Below are 18,106 nucleotides of genomic sequence, written 5' to 3' on the forward strand. Positions count from 1 at the left end.
TGCCCTTATTTGGCAAGATCGTCCAGTTTCATCTGTAGCGTTTGGCTTGCATCGTCAGCTTGTTGTGCTTCCGTGTATGCCGCATAAGCCGCGTCCGTGTCGCCTTTACGCAGTGAGATATCACCACGCAGTTCCGCAATGCGTCCCGCCCACCCTTTCTCTGTGATGGTCGTAAGATCAGCTAAGGCGGCATCAAACTGGCCTTGTTCCGCTTTAATACGGGCCACGCGATAGGTCGCTAACGGTAGAATAGCATCATCTTTGGTGTTTGCTTTTGCCCATTCAAGCTGCGCTAAAGCTTCATCAATTTGACCCGCTTCTACTTGAACTTTTGCAAGTTGTAGTGCGGCTAAGACGGCATATTCTGTACCTTTATTACTATCAATAAAGCTCTCAACAACCATCTCTGCTTCTGCGCCTTTTGCAGCTAACTGAGTTACCGCTTTGCTATAACTTTCAGAAGCGGCTTCTTGCGCAGCAATAACGCTATCTTGGTAGTAACGCCAACCAAACAAGCCACCAAGGCCAATTACAGCACCAAAGATCACGGCTTTACCGTTCTCTTTCCACCAATCTTTTATCGCTTCAACTTGTTGTTCTTCAGTATCGTAGAGTTCCACTTCCTGTCCTCTTTAATAGATGTCTCAAATGCGCTTGCTTACACAAGATGCGTCAGTTTGCTCGCGACTTCAGTTTGAGAAATCGTAATTTGTTCACCACCGATAAGATCTTTGAGAACTACTGTGCTTTCTGCGACTTCATCTTCGCCTAATACCAAAGCCACCGCAGCGCCCACTTTATCAGCACGTTTAAATTGTTTTTTGAAGTTACCACCACCAAAATGGTTCATAACACGCAGCCCCGGAACCTGTTCACGCAACTGCTCAGCAAGTTTCATTGCTGCCATCATAGTGCCTTCACCCGCACTGACCATGTACACATCGACACTGCGACGCACGTCGGTCAGTTCCAGTGTTTCCATCATCAGCACTAAGCGCTCTAACCCCATGGCAAAACCCACTGCCGGTGTCGCTTTGCCACCCAGTTGTTCTACCAAGCCATCATAACGTCCACCGCCACAAACCGTACCCTGAGCACCTAAGCTTTCAGTGATCCACTCAAATACGGTGCGGTTGTAGTAGTCTAGGCCGCGCACCAAGCGCTCGTTAACTTGATATTCGATACCCGCAGCAGTAAGAAGTTCACATAAGCCTGCAAAATGTTGCTTGGATTCTTCATCTAGATACTCAGACAATTTGGGTGCGTCACCTAAAATCGCTTGAATATCTGGATTTTTAGTATCGAGTACTCGCAGTGGGTTGGTGTACATGCGACGTTTGGCATCGTCATCCAACACCTCTTGATGCTGCTCTAAATAGTCAATCAAAGCGGTGCGGTAATTGGCACGCGCTTCAAGAGAACCAATTGAGTTCAGTTCCAAACGAACATGTTTGTCGATGCCCAATTCACGCCACAAACGCGCGGTCATCATAATCAGCTCGGCATCAACATCAGGGCCATCCAGGCCAAACACTTCAACCCCACATTGGTGGAATTGACGGTAGCGCCCTTTTTGCGGACGTTCATGACGGAACATCGGCCCCATGTACCATAAACGTTGCTCTTGGTTGTAGAGCAAACCATTTTCGATACCAGAACGGACACAACCTGCGGTACCCTCAGGGCGAAGCGATAAACTGTCACCATTGCGATCTTCAAAAGAATACATCTCTTTTTCAACCACATCGGTCACTTCACCGATCGCACGGCTAAATAGATGTGTCATCTCAACGATAGGCATACGTACTTCATTGTAGCCATATGCACTAATCACGTTTTTCACTGTGCCTTCCACTTTTTGCCAAAGTGGAGACTGAGTTGGGAGGCAGTCGTTCATGCCTCGAATTGCTTGAATTGTTTTTGCCACAATACTTACCGTAAGGTCGTTGAGATTAATTTTGTTCGATTTGAGTCACGTTGATTCGGTTCTTCTCATCGAGAATAGAGGCCTTCGCGCGAATTTTCGCTTCGAGTTGGCTGACCAGATCATCGTTATCAAAACGCTCTTTCTGGCGGACGCCGTCTTCGTAGAATGCACTTTTCTTGTTGCTGCCAGCCAAACCAAGATGAGAAGCTTCAGCTTCACCTGGGCCATTAACCACGCAACCGATGATCGAGACATCCATAGGTGTCAAAATATCTTCCAGACGTTGCTCTAACGCATTGACTGTGGCGATCACATCAAACTCTTGACGTGAACAGCTTGGACAAGCGATGAAGTTAATGCCTCGCGAACGAATACGCAGCGATTTAAGAATATCAAAGCCGACTTTGATCTCTTCGATCGGATCCGCAGCCAGTGAAATACGCAGCGTATCACCGATGCCTTCGGCAAGCAGCATACCTAAGCCCACTGCCGATTTAACTGCACCGGCTCTTGCGCCTCCTGCTTCCGTAATACCAAGATGCAGAGGTTGGGCAATCTGTTTAGCCAGTAAACGGTAGGAATCAACGGCGAGAAAAACATCCGATGCTTTAACGCTGACTTTGAATTGATCAAAGTTGAGTCTTTCAAGAATATCGACATGACGCATCGCTGACTCGACTAAAGCGGCCGGTGTTGGCTCACCATATTTCATTTGGATCTCTTTTTCGAGCGACCCACCATTCACGCCAATCCGAATGGGTATGTTCTTGTCACGTGCGCAATCGACCACGGCGCGAATACGTTCTTCGTTGCCAATGTTACCAGGGTTGATACGCAAGCAATCAACGCCATATTCGGCGACTTTCAACGCAATGCGGTAATCAAAATGGATGTCAGCCACCAGCGGGATGGATACTTGCTGCTTGATCAACTTGAACGCTTCTGCCGCGTCCATTGTCGGTACAGAAACTCGTACGATATCAGCCCCGACTTTTTCTAACGCTTTAATTTGAGCGACCGTTGCCGCAACATCGGTAGTGCGCGTGTTGGTCATAGATTGAACAGCAATAGGAGCACCATCACCGATGGGCACATTACCGACATAAATACGCGTCGATGAACGACGCTTAATTGGAGATTCGTGTTGCATAGTATTTTCTAAGGTAAGGTGAATCGAGCGACTTTACCGGAAGTATACCCAGAAAGGTCTACAGGTTCACTTGCAAATGTCATTGAAACGCTTTCAGGCGCGCCAAGAATGATTTGAAACGGAGCTTCACCTTGCAAGGTTACGGTTTGCCCTGATTTTTTAATCCCAGTGGAAAGGGTTTTACCTGCTGCATCTTTCACCTGAATCCAACAATCTGCGCTGAATGTGAGTGTGAGAGGAGCGTATGGATTCGTTGCATCCTGCGGTGGCGTCTTCTCCAATACAGGATCGTCGCTCGCACTCAGGTCGGCTTCGGCTGTATCATCTTCAGGTGAAGGGATAAGTTCTGCAGCCTGAGTGTTGATTTCTACAGGGGCATCCACCGCTTCTGCTTCTACTTGAGATTCGTCAACCGTAGGCACTAATTCAGGAACGGTCGTGAAATCCTCATCTCGCAAACGCTCAACCGATGTCGACGTGATTGATGGTGAACTCTCAACCACAACATTCTCTTGTTCTTGGTTTTGCCACCACCATAATGAGGAAATACCAATAATGATGGCAAAAATACCCCATGTCAGCGTCATAATACGGCTATCGTGTTTCTCTCGCTTGGTTTTCTTTGAAAAACTTTGCATCGGTTGTTCAGCGACAACCGTAGGATAGCAATCATCAAAGGAAGCTAAAATAACTGACTCTTTGATCCCGACGGCCTTCGCATAGGAACGTAAATAACCGCGAGTAAACGTCGCCACTTGGTCCGAGGCGAAGTTATTCTCTTCTAAACTCTGAATGATAGAGAGACGTAACCGCAACCTATCGGCAACTTGCTTTTGCGTTAATCCCAACGCTTCACGCTTTGCCTTTAATAAAGTACCGGGTTGCACCGTGTCTGTTTTTACATCTGCAATAATCTGTTCTTGTTCAGTAGTCATCCGTTTTGTACATCTCATTATGTTATGGCTCGAATGGCACCGTCATCACTTTTATTGTTATTAGTTCGTAGTAATAAAATGGTGCATTCCAACACGGTGAAAAATTTGCATTCATTGATGCAGGCGACAGTTCAAATTTAACATTACGTCAGTTAGCAATTCTAATGGATATTTGACGTTAAACAACATGGCTTTAGGAAAGAAATTACAGCTAGGTCAATATTTTTCATAAAATTGACGTCAAAATCGCGGAAAATTATTTCAAATGGTAAAAATGCACAAAGCCAGAGGAATCTCTGGCTTTGCTTTATCATCCGATTTAGACCGATTTGACAGGAATGACATCGCCACCCATTTGTTTCATTTTGGTCCGTTTGGTTCTATCAATCACATCACCCACTAGCTGCCCACAAGCGGCATCAATATCATCACCACGAGTTTTACGCACCGTCACTGTGTGTTCATACTGCATCAGTGTTTTTTGAAAACGGTCAATACGTGAATTACTCGGTTTTTTATAAGGTGAACCGGGATAAGGGTTAAATGGGATCAGGTTAATTTTGCACGGCGTGCCTTTCATCAACTTAGCCAATTCGTGCGCGTGGTCCATATCGTCATTGACGTGATCCAGCAACACATATTCCACCGTAACCTTGCCACGGTTTGCATTTGAAGTGGCGATATAACGACGCACTGAGGCCAAGAAATCTTGAATATCCCAGCGATCATTGATCGGCATAATTTCGCTGCGTAATTTGTCATTGGGTGCATGCAATGAAATCGCTAATGCAACATCGATTTGCCCTGTCATTTGATCAAGACCAGAAACCACGCCCGAAGTCGACACGGTGACACGACGTTTTGACAAGCCAAAACCTAAATCATCCAGCATGATCTCTAACGCTGGGATCAAGTTTTTCATGTTGAGCAAAGGCTCGCCCATCCCCATCATTACTACGTTAGTAATCGGACGACGACCCGTCTCTTTCTCAAGGCCAATTTCTCTCGCTGCGCGCCAAACTTGCCCGATAATTTCAGACACTTTGAGGTTACGGTTAAAACCTTGCTGAGCCGTTGAACAGAATTTGCATTCCAGAGCACAGCCAACTTGGGAAGAGACGCACAAAGTCGCTCGGTCTTCCTCTGGGATGTAAACCGTTTCAACATCTTGATCTCCTACACGCATCGCCCACTTAATCGTACCATCAGACGAATGTTGTGCTTGTGAAACGATCGGCGCGCGAATTTCACAGCGTTGCTGCAGTTGCTCACGCAGTTTCTTGTTGATATTGGTCATTTGTTCGAAGTCATCACAACCAAAATGGTAGATCCACTTCATGACCTGATCAGCGCGGAACGCTTTTTCACTGAGCTCTTCAGCAAAAAATTTACGCAGACCTTGGCGATCAAAATCAAGTAGATTGACTTTTTCAATAGTCATGTGGCCTCTCAACGACGGAAACAATAAATAAGGGCGCGAATTGTACAGCCTTTATGCAGTAACAACAAGGGTTGTACAACCCTTCAATTACTAAGTCATTCAATGCTTGGCGGATTGTTTTTACTCTACAGCTCCCAATCATACGAGTATAAAAAAGCCTCACAACGTGAGGCCTTAATCGAAAGGATTTGGGATAGAGAACGCCAAGATTAACGAGAGAAAATCTCTGATTCTGGGAAGAAAAAGGCGATTTCACGTGCCGCCGATTCAGGACTATCACTGCCATGAACTGAGTTATGGCGCATGCTTAATGCGTAATCAGCACGAATGGTTCCACATGCCGCTTCTTCTGGGTTAGTTTTACCCATTAATTCGCGGTAACGAGCAATAACATCTTCACCTTCAAGCACTTGAGCCATGATCGGCCCTGAGGTCATAAATTCTTTTAGTGCTGGAAAAAACGCTTTGCCTTCATGCTCAGCATAAAAGCCGCTCGCTTGCTCTTCGTTCAAATGTACCATTTTCGCGGCGATAATACGCAAACCTGATTTTTCGATACGGTGATAGATTTCACCAATCAAGTTACGTTCTACCGCATCGGGTTTAATGATAGAAAATGTTCTTTCTAGAGCCATAAGGTTATCCTTTTTCTTTTGTTTTTTTAGTTATAGTGAACCGCCCACAACAGAGAGTTGAGCGGTTTTTCATTATTGAGCTTGGTCGGTCAAAATGCGTGCTAATGTACGCACCCCCATCGCCGTTGCACCTGCGGCCCATTTATCGCTTGCTGATTTGCGGTAAGTACCGGCGCAGTCAAAGTGCAGCCACCCTTTTTTGTAATCTTCAACAAAGTAAGAGAGGAAGGCCGCTGCGGTACTTGCTCCCGGTGAATAATCACCTGAGCTGATGTTAGAGAGATCCGCAAAGCTTGAAGGTAACATAGAGCGATGAAACTCAGCCAAAGGCAGAGGCCATAAGCCTTCTTTCTCTTGGTGAGCTGCCACCAATGCCTGCTGGGATAAGCTCTCATCAAAGCTGAGTAGTGCATGGTAATCATTGCCGAGTGCATTTTTGGCGGCACCCGTTAATGTCGCGCAATCAATAATAAGCTGCGGTTTTTGCTCGTTAGCATAAATCAAGCCATCGGCCAACACTAGGCGGCCTTCTGCATCGGTGTTCATTATTTCAACTGTGGTGCCGTTTTTATAAGTGATGATATCACCTAGTTTCAAGGCGCGTCCGGAAACCATATTTTCTGCACAACACAAAATGAGTTTCACACGTTTATTAAAACCACGCATGATAGCCAAACCAAGACCACCGGTGATCGTTGCAGCGCCCCCCATATCTGCTTTCATCGCCGACATAAAGTTGGACGTTTTTAAACTGTAACCACCAGAATCAAAAGTAATGCCTTTGCCAATTAAGCAAGCAAAAACAGGAGCACTTTCTTTTCCTGTCGGATTGTAATCGAGTTGCAGCATGGCTGACGTACGCTCGGAGCCGCGACCAACCGCATAAATACCTTCCCAACCTTCGGTGAGTAGATCTTTATCTTTGACAATGCGGTAGCTGACATGCTCAGGGGCTAGCGATTTGATGAACTCAGCCGCCATGGTCGCTAACTGACGCGGCGCGACTTCTTCAGCGCTTTTATTGATGATATCACGCGTCCATTCCGTCGCTTTAATACGATATTCTAACTCGGCTTGATCTGACTCACTCAGCGGTTGCCATTCTAGTGTGTTGAGTTTTTTCGCTTCACGATAACCTTGGTAGAAAGCCCAAATATTTTCTAAGTGCCAACCGTCACCTTGTAGGCTGATAGCTCTGATAGCTTGCCCATCAAGCTTACGTGCCGCGCGCTGAACCGCGCTGAGTTCATGCTCACTCTCAATAGCATGAATTGTGGCACCATTTTCTGAAAACGAAACAATCGCCTTTTCTCCCCACTGAGGCTGGGCAGCTTGTTGGCTGATAAATACGGACATCTTTGTAGACATGGTTTCTCCTTGCCTGAATATGGCCTCACCTGTGCCATTACGATTAAATAACCAAGGGATGTTAGCATTTTGTAGGGTCAAAATGTCAACTTGATAAAAAAACGGACCATTCGGTCCGCTCTTTTTAGTTAAAATTGTTAACTCTGTGATGTTTTACTGAATAACCATCATGTTAGCAATAGTCTTAGTCGATCTCTTCCATCCAACATAGAATAATCGCTTCGAGAATTTTTTCGTTGGAACGGTTTGGCTCATCATCAAACTCTTCCAGTTCCATCACCCACTGGTGTAGATCCGTAAAACGTACATTTTTAGGATCTACGTCTGGGTATTGCTCACAAAGCTCGATCGCAATGTCACGAGAATCGGTCCATTTCATTTTGCTTTCCTTTTACAAACAGTCAACGGGCGTTAATACGCTCAATAGGATTAATGATCTTCAGAAGCCAGATTGAGTGTATACTTTGGAATTTCAACCACTAAATCTTCGTTAGCGACTCTAGCTTGGCAGCCAAGGCGAGATTCAGGTTCAAGACCCCACGCTTTATCAAGCATGTCATCTTCCAACTCATCACTCTCATCAAGTGAGTCAAACCCTTCGCGAACGATAATATGGCAAGTCGTGCATGCGCAGGATTTTTCACACGCATGTTCAATAGCGATACCATTTTTCAGCGCCACATCCAGTACGGTTTCTCCTGCTTGCGCTTCCAGAACGGCACCTTCAGGACAAAGCTCTTGGTGAGGTAACACAATAATCTTAGGCATAATTTTTCTCTTTAAATATCATCTACCGATTGACCAGCAAGTGCACTGCGAATGGATTTATCCATACGGCGTGAAGCAAAATCTTGGCTGGCTTTGTCTGTCTCTTTAATTCCTTGCTCGATGGCATCGGCGCTATCACCATTACGCAGCACAATTAAATCTTCTATTGCATTCAGAAGGATCTGCTTTTCTGACTCAGATAACAATTCATCACCATCGGCCTGTAAGGCAGAGATCAAACCTTCGATAACACGATCGGCTTCTACACGTTGCTCTGCCAGAGCGCGAGTCTGCATATCTTGTTTGGCAAACGTCATCGAATCTCGCAGCATATTTGCTACTTCATTATCACTCAGTCCATACGAGGGCTTAACTTGAATTTCCGCCTGAACTCCCGTACTTTTTTCCATCGCTGTCACGGAGAGTAAACCATCTGCATCAACTTGATAAGTTACGCGGATATGCGCGGCACCCGCCGTCATTGGTGGAATACCTTTTAGTGAAAAACGAGCCAATGAGCGGCAATCGTCTACCATCTCACGTTCGCCCTGCACCGTATGGATGCTCATGGCTGTTTGACCATCTTTGAAGGTGGTGAATTCTTGAGCTTTCGCAACAGGAATGGTGGTGTTACGTGGGATGATTTTTTCCACTAAGCCACCCATGGTTTCAATACCCAGCGACAGGGGAATGACATCCAGCAGTAACATTTCTGAATCGGGTTTATTACCCACCAAAATGTCGGCTTGAATTGCTGCACCAATCGCGACAACTTCATCAGGGTTGATGCTAGTTAGTGGTGTGCGACCAAAAAATTCACCAACTAAATCTCGAACCAGTGGCGTACGAGTTGAACCGCCGACCATCACCACTTCCAACACTTCATCTGCAGTAATCTCGGCATCTTTGAGTGCTCGACGACACGATAGTAAGGTTCTTTTTACTAGTGGCGTGATGAGTTGGTTAAACTCATCGCGAGTTAAACGCCCTTGCCAACCCAGCACAGAAACCTCGATACTATCAGTATCAGATAAGGCAATTTTCGCTTCGGTGGCCGCATCAAGCAATGCTCGTTGCTGCTCAGCAGTGAGCGGTTCAGCTAAGCCGATTTGGCTCAAAAAATGGTCAGCAATCAAATGGTCAAAATCATCACCACCGAGCGCGGAATCGCCACCAGTCGCGAGTACCTCAAACACGCCTTTCGACAGACGTAAGATAGAGATATCAAACGTACCGCCACCTAAATCATAAACCGCAATCACACCTTCTTGCGCTGAGTCTAAGCCATAGGCAATCGCTGCTGCGGTAGGTTCATTGAGTAAACGCAGTACGTGCAAGCCGGCAAGTTGAGCGGCATCTTTGGTGCCCACGCGTTGCGCATCATCAAAATAAGCAGGTACGGTAATCACCACGCCCGCTAATTCACCACCTAACGACGCTTCGGCACGCTGAGCAAGAGATTGAAGAATATCGGCGGAAACTTGAATCGGGTTCTTATCACCTTGCGCCGTTTGCAAAATAGGCAAACCGTTGTCACTGGCTTTGAAGCGATAAGGCAATGTGGGATAACGCGCCTGAATGTCAGCCAGTGAACGGCCGATCAAACGCTTCACAGAAATGATGGTATTGGCAGGATCAACTTGCGCGTGTGCTCTGGCATCAAAGCCTACGCAACGCTCTTGAGCCGAATAGTGGACCACCGAAGGGAGGATCGAGCGTCCTTGTTCATCAGCAAGCGTCGTCGCATTACCGCTTCGAACCGATGCGACTAATGAGTTGGTTGTCCCCAAGTCGATACCCGCTGCGAGTTTATGCTGATGCGGCGCAGAGCTTTGACCGGGTTCTGCAATTTGAAGTAATGCCATGGGTTGGTCCTTATTATCGAACTAGCCGAGTAACTGTTCTTCGACTCTTTCTATTTCATTTTTGAGCTTGGCAATAAATTTAAGCTTGCGAACCGTATCAGCCGCAAGGTTCCATTGAGCCTGATTAAGTTGTTGCTCAACCAAGGTAAGATGCTGTTTATACATCTTGCTAACTCTGTTTTCAAAATCGAATAACGCACTTTCAACATCAGACTGTGAGGCGATGGCTTCAAGCTCTTCTCGCAGCTCCATTTGCTCCATTAAAAACAGCGGATCTTGCATGGTTTGGTGTTCTGCGCGTAACTCTATGCCTTGTTCAAGCAACAAGTATTCTGCGCGACTGATCGGCGATTTTAATGTTTGATAAGCATCATTGATTTGTGAGGCGTTTTGCACAGCAAGCAGGCGATCTCGCTCAGACGCAGTGGCAAAGTTGTCGGGATGAAACCGTTTTTGCAGCGCACGAAACTGAGAAGAAAGAAGGCTACCATCCAGTGCAAACTGACTTGGTAGCCCAAATAATTCAAAATAGTTCATTAACACATTGCTCCTAGTGCTCGACACTAGGCTCAAGTGAGCCTAGTCACGCCGAAAGCCAATCCGTTACACGTTGAAGCTTTCACCACAACCACATTCGCTTTTTGCATTCGGGTTGTTGAACTCAAAACCTTCGTTTAGCCCTTCTTTGACATAGTCAAGCTGTGTGCCATCAAGGTAGACGAGGCTTTTCGAATCGATAATCACTTTGACACCATGATCTTCAAACACTTCGTCTTCTTCGTTAACGTCATCAACGAATTCAAGCACGTAAGCCATACCCGAGCAGCCTGTTGTTTTCACTCCAAGACGTAAACCTACGCCTTTGCCTCGGTTATCTAGGAATGCTCGAACGCGATGCGCTGCTGTTTCAGTTAAGGTAATGGCCATACTACAACCTTAGATTCTTAGTTTGAACTTATGGGAGTGAACCATCATTCACTCCCTTAATATTATTGTTGGTGTTTCTTTTTATAATCGGCAACGGCAGCTTTGATCGCATCTTCCGCCAAAATCGAACAGTGAACTTTCACTGGTGGAAGCTCTAGCTCTTCCGCGATTTCAGAGTTCTTAATGGCTGCCGCTTCGTCAATGCTCTTGCCTTTCACCCATTCAGTAACCAGTGAGCTCGAAGCAATCGCGCTACCACAACCGTAGGTTTTAAATTTTGCATCTTCAATGATGCCTTCTGGCGTCACTTTAATTTGTAGCTTCATTACATCGCCACAAGCTGGAGCGCCAACCATACCACTACCAATGGTTGGATCTTCTTTATCAAAAGAGCCAACATTACGTGGGTTTTCATAGTGATCAATTACTTTTTCGCTGTATGCCATGATAGTTACCTCTAATCCTCTATTTCCTTGGGAATAAACCAGTGCCTTTTAAAGGACTAGTGATGTGCCCATTCAACGGTGTTTAAATCCACACCCTCTTGATACATATCCCATAGAGGAGACATGTCACGTAATTTGCTTACGGCTACGCGGATTTGTTCAACGGCGTAGTCCACTTCTTCTTCGGTCGTAAAACGGCCAAATGAGAAACGAATCGAGCTGTGCGCCATTTCATCGTTCAAACCAAGCGCACGCAGTACATATGACGGCTCTAAGCTAGCCGACGTACAAGCACTACCTGATGATACTGCTAAGTCTTTCAAAGACATCAGCAGCGATTCGCCTTCAACAAAGGCAAAACTAATATTCAGGTTGTGCGGAACACGCTGATCTAAATCGCCATTCACACTCACAGCTTCCATATCTTGTACACCAGCGAGTAGACGATCACGCAATGCTTTTGCGTGGTCAAAATCTTTTTGCATGTCTTGCTTAGCAATGCGGAATGCTTCACCCATACCTACGATTTGGTGCGTTGGTAATGTGCCTGAACGGAAACCACGTTCATGGCCGCCACCGTGCATTTGTGCTTCAAGACGGATACGAGGTTTACGGCGAACATATAATGCGCCAATCCCTTTAGGTCCATACGCTTTATGCGCAGAAAGGGAGATAAGATCCACTTTCATTTCTTGCACATCAAGGGGAATTTTACCGGCAGATTGCGCTGCATCTACGTGAAAAATTATCTTGCGTTCACGGCAAAGCTCACCGATCGCCATGATGTCCTGAATTACGCCAATTTCGTTATTCACGTGCATGATCGACACCAAAATTGTGTCATCACGCATTGCCGCTTCTAATTTTTTTAGATCAATCAAGCCATTCGATTCTGGCTCAAGATAGGTCACTTCATAACCTTCACGCTCAAGCTGACGACATGGATCAAGCACCGCTTTATGCTCGGTTTTACAGGTGATGATATGCTTACCTTGCTTGGCATAGAAATGCGCCACACCTTTGATCGCGAGGTTATCTGACTCTGTCGCACCGGATGTGAATACGATTTCGCGAGGATCAGCATTAAGCAGTTCAGCAATTTGCTCACGCGCAGTGTCTACGGCTTCTTCTGCCTGCCAGCCATAACGGTGCGATCGCGATGCCGGATTACCAAAAACACCATCCATCGTCATGTACTGAACCATCTTTTCAGCCACGCGAGGGTCAACTGGACAGGTAGCTGAATAGTCAAAATAAATAGGCAGTTTCATTTTCTACTCCAATGTAAACATTGCCGCTATGAGCGGGCATTAAGACCTACGGGCACCGAGCCGATAATCACGGTATTGGTATTTTTATTGGTTAACCCGTGGTTCACCGTCAGGCCCAAGCCTTGGCGGTCAGAAATTTCTAGTACTTCATTATCAATCATTAACTCGCCAAGAGTAATGTTGTTCAGAAAGTCACTAATGCGAGAGCTAAGATCTCGCCATAACGTATGTGTTAAGCAGCGAGTACCACCTTGGCAGTCGGCTCTTCCATTACATTTTGTTGCATCAACTGATTCATCAACAGCGGCAATCACAGTACCAATCGAAATTGAGCAGGCATCTGCACCTAAGCGGTATCCACCACCTGGACCACGCACACTAGCAACTAGCCCCGCTTTACGCAGTTTAGAAAACAGCTGCTCAAGGTAAGAGAGCGAAATGCCTTGCCGTTCGGAAATATCCGCCAGTGGCACTGGGGTTTGTTGCGAATGCAGAGCCACATCTAACATGGCTGTAACCGCATATCTTCCTTTAGATGTAAGTCTCATATCACCGTATCCACATTGATTATGTGGTTGGAATTTTTCCATACCTGACTAAATAGGTCAAGTATTTATTTGACTAATTTAGTCAGGTATTTAACCCTATTATTAATCTGGATAATTATTGATTGCTGCGATGCTTCTCAATTGAGGTCAACACACCACGTAATATATTGATTTCTTGAGACTCTGGACGCGAACGAGAAAATAGCCGACGGAGTTTATTCATGATCTGTCCCGGTTGTTCTTTTGAAATAAACTGTGTCTGTATCATTACCTTTTCAAGATGCTGATAGAACATTTCCAATTCGTGATGCAGAGGATACGCTTCTTCTGGCTGGGCTTGATAACCTTTTTTTTCATTATTTAGATAGGCAACACGCACCTCATAACTCAATGTTTGTACGGCCATAGCAAGGTTTAACGAACTGTATTCAGGATTAGCCGGAATGCATACATGAAAATGGCATTTTTGCAGTTCATCGTTGGTCAGCCCGGTTTTTTCTCGGCCAAACACTAAAGCAACCGGGTATTGCTGCCCCTCTTGCGCCAATTTTTCTCCACATTCACGTGGTTCAAGCATTGGCCATTCTAAAGTTCGTGAGCGTGCACTTGACCCAACCACCAGGCCACAATCTGCGACAGCCTGCTCTAGCGTATCCACGACCTCCGCATTTAAAGCAATGTCGCTTGCTCCAGCAGCTAGAGCGATCGCTTGAGCGTCTACCTCGCATTGAGGCGAAACCAAAATCATTTTACTTAGGCCCATGACCTTCATCGCTCGGGCAGCAGAACCAATATTTCCTGAATGAGATGTCCCTACTAAAATGATTTTTACATTGTCTAGCATTACGTTGTACGCCACTCTATTTTAAACGACAGAATACTAACATAAACCTGACTAAAATGGTCAGGTCCTTTAGCTACACATGAACAACCGAGCAAAAAATAGTCACTTCCTTTTTAATAAAACTTTGTTATACTGCTGCCCGCTTTTTCGTTCTTTAACATCCGTTGGGAAAACTGTATGCATCCAATGCTAAACATTGCTATTCGCGCTGCGCGAAAAGCTGGTAACCATATTGCTAAATCACTAGAAAATACTGAGAAAATCGAAACAACTCAGAAAGGGACTAATGACTTTGTTACTAACGTAGACAAAGAAGCAGAAACTATGATCATCGATACAATCAAAAGTTCTTACCCAGAACACAGTATCGTTGCTGAAGAAAACGGGCTTATCGACGGTAAAGATAAGGACGTTCAATGGATCATCGACCCACTGGATGGCACAACAAACTTCGTCAAAGGTTTACCCCACTTCGCCGTTTCCATCGCGGTTCGCATTAAAGGCAAAACAGAAGTTGCTTGTGTTTATGACCCAATGCGCAATGAGCTGTTTACCGCTCAACGTGGTGCTGGTGCGCAATTAAACAACTCACGCCTTCGTGTTAAACAGTTAAAAGATCTTCAAGGCACTATTCTCGCTACTGGTTTCCCATACAAACAAAAGCAACATGCCGAATCTTTCATGAAAATCATGTCTGCACTGTTTGTTGAATGTGCTGATTTCCGTCGTACCGGTTCTCCTGCGCTTGATTTATGTTACCTAGCTTCAAACCGTGTCGATGGTTACTTTGAACTGGGTTTAAGACCTTGGAATTTAGCCGCTGGCGAGCTGATCGCTCGTGAAGCAGGAGTTATTCTTACCGATTTCTCTGGCGGTACTGAATACATGAAATCGGGCAACATTGTAGGTTCAAGTGCCCGTGGTGTTAAAGCGATTCTGAAACACATTCGTGATAACGGTAACAGCGCTATTCTTAAATAGGTTGCACTAAATACCATCAACACCGTCAAAATTGATTCAAGCCTCGTATAGCAATATACGAGGCTTTTTTAGTTTCGTTTTATACTTTGCTAGTTAGAGTGACCGCGGTGTGGGATGGGGTAGAAAAAAGCCGCAGAATATTCTGCGGCTTTGGCTATTTAAGAAACTTTCAGGCTGCTAAGGAAGTTCGTCGAACTCCGCACCCTCTTTTTCCACTTGAGGTGGAAGTAGGTGCTCACGGGTAATTCCTAATTTCAATGCCAACGCTGATGCGACATAGATAGATGAATAAGTACCCACGGTGATACCGAGCAGTAAAGCGGTGGCAAAACCATGTATGTTCGCCCCACCTTGCACAAAGAGTGCGATCACCACCAGTAAGGTGGTTCCCGATGTAATCAAAGTCCGGCTCAAGGTTTGGGTAATTGAGCTGTTCATGATCTCGGCTGAATCACCTTTACGCAATTTACGGAAGTTTTCACGGATACGGTCAAATACCACAATCGTATCGTTGAGCGAGTAACCGACAACGGTCAGCAAAGCGGCAACAATCGTTAAATCAACCTCAATTTGCATGATAGAGAAGATGCCAAGTGTGATGATCACATCGTGTGCCAGTGACATCACCGCGCCCGCAGCGAGCCGCCATTCAAAACGAACGGAGACATAAAGCAAAATACAGATGAGCGAAGCCAAAATCGCTAAGCCCCCGGCTTCAGCTAATTCATCGCCCACATTCGGGCCAACGAACTCAATGCGACGCATCTCGACACTTTTTCCTGTCCCCTCTTTAATAGCAGAAAGAATTTGGTTGCCTAACGTCTCGCCAACCATGTCAGCACGTGGACGAAGACGGACCATCACTTCGCGCGCGGAACCGAAATTCTGCACCGTCGCATCGCCAAACCCTTTCGCTTCCAAAGCACTGCGGATATCTTCAAGATTAGCTGGGTGTTCAAACCCAACTTCAATCAAAGTACCGCCGGTGAAGTCCAGTCCCCAGTTCAACCACTTGGTTGATAAAGTGAAAATAGACGCACCAATCATTAACAGAGAGAATAAAAACGCAAATTTAGACCAACGCATAAAGTCGATCGTTTTATCTGCTTTTAGAATCTGAAACATAGTAATTCCTAGCCTTAGATCGACAATTTTTTAATGCGTTTACCACCATATAACAGGTTCACAATACAGCGAGTCCCGATAATAGCGGTAAACATTGAGGTTAAAATACCGATAGAAAGTGTGACGGCAAACCCTTTGATGGCTCCAGTACCCACAGCAAATAGAATGATTGCCGTAATCAACGTAGTGATGTTGGCATCAGCAATGGTACTGAACGCGTTAGCATAGCCTTGGTGGATAGCTTGTTGTGGGTTTCGTCCATCACGGAGCTCTTCACGAATACGCTCGAAGATCAGAACGTTAGCATCCACGGCCATACCAACCGTCAATACGATGCCCGCAATACCCGGCAAGGTCATTGTCGCCCCTGGGATCATCGACATCACACCAATAATGAGCACAAGGTTCGCCATCAATGCAATATTGGCAATCAAGCCAAAACCACGGTAGTAAAGCAGCGTAAAGAGCATCACCGCAACCATACCCCAGATGCAGGCTTGAATGCCCATATCGATATTTTGCTGCCCCATTGATGGACCAATGGTACGCTCTTCAACAATAGAGATTGGCGCAATTAACGCACCTGCACGCAGTAAAAGTGCAAGGTTTTGAGCTTCTGCAGCAGAATCAATTCCCGTGATACGGAAGTTACGCCCAAGAGCCGACTGAATCGTTGCTTGGTTGATCACTTCTTCATGCTTATCCAGAATCACTTTGCCATCAGGTGTCCGACGGCCGCTGTCTTTGTACTCTGCAAATACCGTTGCCATAAGCTTGCCAATGTTCTTTTTAGAGAACGCCGACATTTTATTTCCGCCTTCGCTATCTAACGAAATGTTCACTTGCGGGCGACCATATTCATCCATGCTAGAGCTGGCATCCGTGATACTTTGACCACCTAGAATCACGCGTTTTTTCAAGACAACCGGGCGACCATTACGATCAGATTTGATTTCACTCCCAGCAGGAGCACGACCAGAAGCCGCGGCGGCTAAATCAGCCTTGTCATCAACTTCACGAAACTCAAGAGTCGCGGTTGCGCCAAGAATCTCTTTAGCACGAGCGGTATCTTGAACCCCCGGTAACTCAACCACAATGCGGCTGGCACCTTGACGCTGCACTAAGGGTTCAGCGACCCCTAATTCGTTAACACGGTTACGCAAAATCGTGATGTTCTGCTCAACGGCGTAATTTCGAACTTCCTGCAAACGCTGCTCAGTAAATTGAGCAATCAGCGCAAAGCGACCGTCAGCCTTAGACGTAGTAAAAGTCATATCAGGATGTTTCGACGTTAATGCTTGCTGTGCTTGCTCTAATTGCTCATCGTCACGCAAAGTGACTTCCACTCGGTCGTTGCCCACTGAGCGAATAGCGCGGTAGCGAATTTTGTCATCACGCAGTTCGCTGCGAAACGCTTCTTCTTGCTGACCAATCAATTTTTCCATTGCGGCATCCATATCCACTTCCATTAAGAAGTGAACACCACCACGCAGATCAAGGCCAAGCTTCATCGGTGCCGCGCCAATCGATTCCAACCAAGAAGGCGTTGAAGGAGCAAGGTTAAGTGCAACAATTGTATCTTTGCCTAACGCTTCACTCACCACATCACGCGCACTGATTTGAGTATCGGTATCGTTAAATCGAACAAGAATTGATCCATTCTCTAGAGCAATGGATTTATGAGAAAGGCTCTCTTTATCAAGAGCTTTGGTGACGGCATCCAGCGTTGACATATCAACAGAGGCGCCACGCGCCCCTGTAATTTGAATTGCCGGATCTTCACCGTAAATATTTGGAAGTGCATATAAAGCAGAGAGAGTGATGGCGAACACCACTAACAAATACTTCCATAACGGATAACGGTTTAGCACAGCA

The 18,106-nt window shown here is 45.9% G+C and carries 19 protein-coding genes; 1 reads left to right on the forward strand and 18 read right to left on the reverse strand.

Annotated elements, in window-relative coordinates:
- Positions 1-5: 5 nt before the first annotated feature.
- The 16 genes from EXZ60_RS07660 to trmJ all read right to left on the reverse strand — a co-directional run bounded on the left by EXZ60_RS07660 (position 6) and on the right by trmJ (position 14,125).
- Positions 6-620: a YfgM family protein gene (locus EXZ60_RS07660; RefSeq protein ID WP_013857490.1), complete on the reverse strand. Its 615-nt coding sequence runs from the start codon at positions 618-620 to the stop codon at positions 6-8.
- Between the two features lie 38 nt (positions 621-658).
- Positions 659-1,927: a histidine--tRNA ligase gene (hisS, locus tag EXZ60_RS07665; RefSeq protein ID WP_019282105.1), complete on the reverse strand. Its 1,269-nt coding sequence runs from the start codon at positions 1,925-1,927 to the stop codon at positions 659-661.
- A gap of 25 nt (positions 1,928-1,952) precedes the next feature.
- Positions 1,953-3,077 carry a flavodoxin-dependent (E)-4-hydroxy-3-methylbut-2-enyl-diphosphate synthase gene (gene ispG, locus EXZ60_RS07670; protein ID WP_010320399.1) on the reverse strand — a complete coding sequence of 375 codons (1,125 nt, stop codon included), beginning with the start codon at positions 3,075-3,077 and terminating at the stop codon, positions 1,953-1,955.
- A gap of 8 nt (positions 3,078-3,085) precedes the next feature.
- Complete coding sequence (gene rodZ, locus EXZ60_RS07675; RefSeq protein ID WP_081245283.1) at positions 3,086-4,030, reverse strand: cytoskeleton protein RodZ; 945 nt, start codon at positions 4,028-4,030, stop codon at positions 3,086-3,088.
- Positions 4,031-4,331: 301 nt separating this feature from the next.
- The gene (locus EXZ60_RS07680) at positions 4,332-5,453 is read right to left on the reverse strand and encodes a bifunctional tRNA (adenosine(37)-C2)-methyltransferase TrmG/ribosomal RNA large subunit methyltransferase RlmN (RefSeq protein ID WP_026028096.1); all 1,122 of its coding nucleotides are present in this window, start codon (positions 5,451-5,453) and stop codon (positions 4,332-4,334) included.
- Positions 5,454-5,662: 209 nt separating this feature from the next.
- Positions 5,663-6,088, reverse strand: coding sequence for a nucleoside-diphosphate kinase (gene ndk, locus EXZ60_RS07685; protein ID WP_277435516.1), 426 nt, complete (start codon positions 6,086-6,088; stop codon positions 5,663-5,665).
- A gap of 72 nt (positions 6,089-6,160) precedes the next feature.
- Positions 6,161-7,456: an aminopeptidase PepB gene (pepB, locus tag EXZ60_RS07690; RefSeq protein WP_026028095.1), complete on the reverse strand. Its 1,296-nt coding sequence runs from the start codon at positions 7,454-7,456 to the stop codon at positions 6,161-6,163.
- A gap of 184 nt (positions 7,457-7,640) precedes the next feature.
- Positions 7,641-7,835 carry a Fe-S cluster assembly protein IscX gene (gene iscX, locus EXZ60_RS07695; RefSeq protein WP_010320404.1) on the reverse strand — a complete coding sequence of 65 codons (195 nt, stop codon included), beginning with the start codon at positions 7,833-7,835 and terminating at the stop codon, positions 7,641-7,643.
- A gap of 50 nt (positions 7,836-7,885) precedes the next feature.
- Positions 7,886-8,224: an ISC system 2Fe-2S type ferredoxin gene (gene fdx / locus EXZ60_RS07700; RefSeq protein WP_010320405.1), complete on the reverse strand. Its 339-nt coding sequence runs from the start codon at positions 8,222-8,224 to the stop codon at positions 7,886-7,888.
- Between the two features lie 11 nt (positions 8,225-8,235).
- A complete protein-coding gene (gene hscA / locus EXZ60_RS07705; protein ID WP_170899416.1) occupies positions 8,236-10,089 on the reverse strand; it encodes a Fe-S protein assembly chaperone HscA in 1,854 nt (617 codons plus the stop codon).
- A 21-nt stretch (positions 10,090-10,110) separates the two neighbouring features.
- Positions 10,111-10,626: a co-chaperone HscB gene (hscB, locus tag EXZ60_RS07710; RefSeq protein WP_026028094.1), complete on the reverse strand. Its 516-nt coding sequence runs from the start codon at positions 10,624-10,626 to the stop codon at positions 10,111-10,113.
- 66 nt (positions 10,627-10,692) lie between these two features.
- A complete protein-coding gene (iscA, locus tag EXZ60_RS07715; protein WP_010320408.1) occupies positions 10,693-11,016 on the reverse strand; it encodes an iron-sulfur cluster assembly protein IscA in 324 nt (107 codons plus the stop codon).
- Between the two features lie 62 nt (positions 11,017-11,078).
- Positions 11,079-11,462, reverse strand: coding sequence for a Fe-S cluster assembly scaffold IscU (iscU, locus tag EXZ60_RS07720; protein ID WP_010320409.1), 384 nt, complete (start codon positions 11,460-11,462; stop codon positions 11,079-11,081).
- A gap of 56 nt (positions 11,463-11,518) precedes the next feature.
- On the reverse strand, positions 11,519-12,733 hold the full coding sequence (locus tag EXZ60_RS07725) for an IscS subfamily cysteine desulfurase (RefSeq protein WP_013857499.1): 1,215 nt from the start codon (positions 12,731-12,733) through the stop codon (positions 11,519-11,521).
- 26 nt (positions 12,734-12,759) lie between these two features.
- Positions 12,760-13,281, reverse strand: coding sequence for a Fe-S cluster assembly transcriptional regulator IscR (gene iscR, locus EXZ60_RS07730; protein ID WP_026027698.1), 522 nt, complete (start codon positions 13,279-13,281; stop codon positions 12,760-12,762).
- 115 nt (positions 13,282-13,396) lie between these two features.
- A complete protein-coding gene (gene trmJ / locus EXZ60_RS07735) occupies positions 13,397-14,125 on the reverse strand; it encodes a tRNA (cytosine(32)/uridine(32)-2'-O)-methyltransferase TrmJ (RefSeq protein WP_026027699.1) in 729 nt (242 codons plus the stop codon).
- A gap of 177 nt (positions 14,126-14,302) precedes the next feature.
- On the opposite strand from trmJ, the gene suhB reads away from it, so the two are divergent.
- The gene (gene suhB, locus EXZ60_RS07740; RefSeq protein ID WP_013857502.1) at positions 14,303-15,106 is read left to right on the forward strand and encodes an inositol-1-monophosphatase; all 804 of its coding nucleotides are present in this window, start codon (positions 14,303-14,305) and stop codon (positions 15,104-15,106) included.
- A gap of 177 nt (positions 15,107-15,283) precedes the next feature.
- Here the strand turns inward: suhB and secF are convergent, their stop codons facing one another.
- Both secF and secD read right to left on the reverse strand, forming a co-directional pair.
- A complete protein-coding gene (secF, locus tag EXZ60_RS07745) occupies positions 15,284-16,231 on the reverse strand; it encodes a protein translocase subunit SecF (protein WP_013857503.1) in 948 nt (315 codons plus the stop codon).
- A gap of 14 nt (positions 16,232-16,245) precedes the next feature.
- Positions 16,246-18,102, reverse strand: coding sequence for a protein translocase subunit SecD (gene secD / locus EXZ60_RS07750; RefSeq protein ID WP_017044259.1), 1,857 nt, complete (start codon positions 18,100-18,102; stop codon positions 16,246-16,248).
- Positions 18,103-18,106 lie beyond the last annotated feature (4 nt).

Origin of the sequence: Vibrio sp. 1151_11 (genome assembly GCF_029478525.1) — a bacterium.
In the GTDB taxonomy this organism is placed as follows: Bacteria; Pseudomonadota; Gammaproteobacteria; order Enterobacterales; family Vibrionaceae; genus Vibrio; species Vibrio anguillarum.

Coding starts and splice junctions, on each gene's coding strand:
- secF (WP_013857503.1), bottom strand. CDS start 16,231: ATGTTTCAGATTCTAAAAGCAGATAAAACGATCGACTTTATGCGTTGG.
- ndk (WP_277435516.1), bottom strand. CDS start 6,088: ATGGCTCTAGAAAGAACATTTTCTATCATTAAACCCGATGCGGTAGAA.
- iscU (WP_010320409.1), bottom strand. CDS start 11,462: ATGGCATACAGCGAAAAAGTAATTGATCACTATGAAAACCCACGTAAT.
- fdx (WP_010320405.1), bottom strand. CDS start 8,224: ATGCCTAAGATTATTGTGTTACCTCACCAAGAGCTTTGTCCTGAAGGT.
- hscB (WP_026028094.1), bottom strand. CDS start 10,626: ATGAACTATTTTGAATTATTTGGGCTACCAAGTCAGTTTGCACTGGAT.
- trmJ (WP_026027699.1), bottom strand. CDS start 14,125: ATGCTAGACAATGTAAAAATCATTTTAGTAGGGACATCTCATTCAGGA.
- iscA (WP_010320408.1), bottom strand. CDS start 11,016: ATGGCCATTACCTTAACTGAAACAGCAGCGCATCGCGTTCGAGCATTC.
- suhB (WP_013857502.1), top strand. CDS start 14,303: ATGCATCCAATGCTAAACATTGCTATTCGCGCTGCGCGAAAAGCTGGT.
- hscA (WP_170899416.1), bottom strand. CDS start 10,089: ATGGCATTACTTCAAATTGCAGAACCCGGTCAAAGCTCTGCGCCGCAT.
- iscX (WP_010320404.1), bottom strand. CDS start 7,835: ATGAAATGGACCGATTCTCGTGACATTGCGATCGAGCTTTGTGAGCAA.
- iscR (WP_026027698.1), bottom strand. CDS start 13,281: ATGAGACTTACATCTAAAGGAAGATATGCGGTTACAGCCATGTTAGAT.
- pepB (WP_026028095.1), bottom strand. CDS start 7,456: ATGTCTACAAAGATGTCCGTATTTATCAGCCAACAAGCTGCCCAGCCT.
- EXZ60_RS07680 (WP_026028096.1), bottom strand. CDS start 5,453: ATGACTATTGAAAAAGTCAATCTACTTGATTTTGATCGCCAAGGTCTG.
- EXZ60_RS07725 (WP_013857499.1), bottom strand. CDS start 12,733: ATGAAACTGCCTATTTATTTTGACTATTCAGCTACCTGTCCAGTTGAC.
- ispG (WP_010320399.1), bottom strand. CDS start 3,077: ATGCAACACGAATCTCCAATTAAGCGTCGTTCATCGACGCGTATTTAT.
- rodZ (WP_081245283.1), bottom strand. CDS start 4,030: ATGAGATGTACAAAACGGATGACTACTGAACAAGAACAGATTATTGCA.